Raw genomic sequence first — 1,279 nt, forward strand, 5'->3', positions numbered from 1 at the left:
AAGCAGTTCCGCGAGGATCCGGGCATCATGGCCGGCACCTCGAAGCCGAACTACGCCCGCGCGGTCGACCTTCTGACCAAGGCGGCAATCAGGGAAATGATCATCCCGTCGCTGCTGCCGGTGCTGGCGCCGCTCGTCGTCTATTTCGGCGTGCTGCTCATCTCGGGCTCGAAGGCGTCTGCCTTTGCAGCGCTGGGTGCCTCGCTGCTCGGCGTCATCGTCAACGGCCTGTTCGTCGCTATCTCGATGACCTCTGGCGGCGGCGCCTGGGACAACGCCAAGAAGTCCTTCGAAGACGGCTTTGTCGACAAGGACGGCGTCAAGCATCTCAAGGGTTCCGAGGCGCATAAGGCTTCGGTGACCGGTGACACGGTCGGCGATCCCTACAAGGACACCGCTGGCCCCGCCGTCAACCCGGCGATCAAGATCACCAACATCGTCGCGCTCCTGCTGCTGGCCGTGCTCGCGCACGGCTGATCTAGGCTTCAGCCCGAAACAACCCGCGGGAGCGATCCCGCGGGTTTTTTGTTGAGCAATGCCATGTCGACGCGTCAACAAGCCGATCTCTTGCATGCGGTAAATGCGCCGGTATCTCATCTACCGGCTTGGGTTTCGACGGCTTAAGCATCGCCGGCAAACATACGGGGATCTTGCCCTGATCGAGGCCACAACAAAAACCCGCAGGATCGCTCCCGCGGGTTTTTGGTCGTCTGAGATGATGAGGCTCCCGGAATGGAAGCCGAAAGGAATTAGGCGCCGCCGCCCGGAATGCTGGGTGCCAGCTTGCTGGCACCGTTGATGATCTGGCTGAGGAAGTTCTGGTCCTTGCCGCCGGTCGGTGTGGTGCGTGAGATGAAGTCGAACATCTTGCCGTCCTTCATCCCGTAATTGGCGATCTGGGTGACGCGGCCATCGGCGCCGAAATAGACCGCCAGCACATGCTGATCAATGAGCCGTGGCTTGTCGAAGGCGACGTAGCGCTTGCGCGTCTGCGAAATGTAATAGAAGGCCTCGTTGTCGAAGGTCGCGGTCGTCGACGGCGTGCCGAGCGCCAGAAGCACCTGCTCGCGGCTCGAACCGACCGGCACCAGGTCGATTGCCTGCTGGTCTATGACGTAACCTTGCGTCAGCGTCTCACTCGGGCTGAGGTCGCCGATCATCTTGGAGGTGTGGCAGGCCGATAGTGCCGAAACGATCATCAGCAGCGAGATCGCGCCGGCGGGCCTGGACGAGAAGGTCGACTTGAAATTCAGCGCGCGCAACAACAACTCCATTAGCT

The 1,279-nt window shown here is 61.3% G+C and carries 2 protein-coding genes; one reads left to right on the forward strand and one right to left on the reverse strand.

Going from position 1 to position 1,279, the window contains the following annotated elements:
• The coding region (locus ENZ75_RS32110) for a sodium/proton-translocating pyrophosphatase (protein WP_206617157.1) at positions 1–477 on the forward strand (477 nt) is incomplete at its 5' end.
• A 272-nt stretch (positions 478–749) separates the two neighbouring features.
• On the opposite strand, the gene ENZ75_RS32115 is transcribed toward ENZ75_RS32110, so the two are convergent.
• Complete coding sequence (locus ENZ75_RS32115; protein ID WP_013532236.1) at positions 750–1,262, reverse strand: outer membrane protein assembly factor BamE; 513 nt, start codon at positions 1,260–1,262, stop codon at positions 750–752.
• Positions 1,263–1,279 lie beyond the last annotated feature (17 nt).

The organism is Mesorhizobium sp. M7A.F.Ca.CA.002.04.1.1 (assembly GCF_004022805.1).
Lineage (GTDB): Bacteria > Pseudomonadota > Alphaproteobacteria > Rhizobiales > Rhizobiaceae > Mesorhizobium > Mesorhizobium ciceri.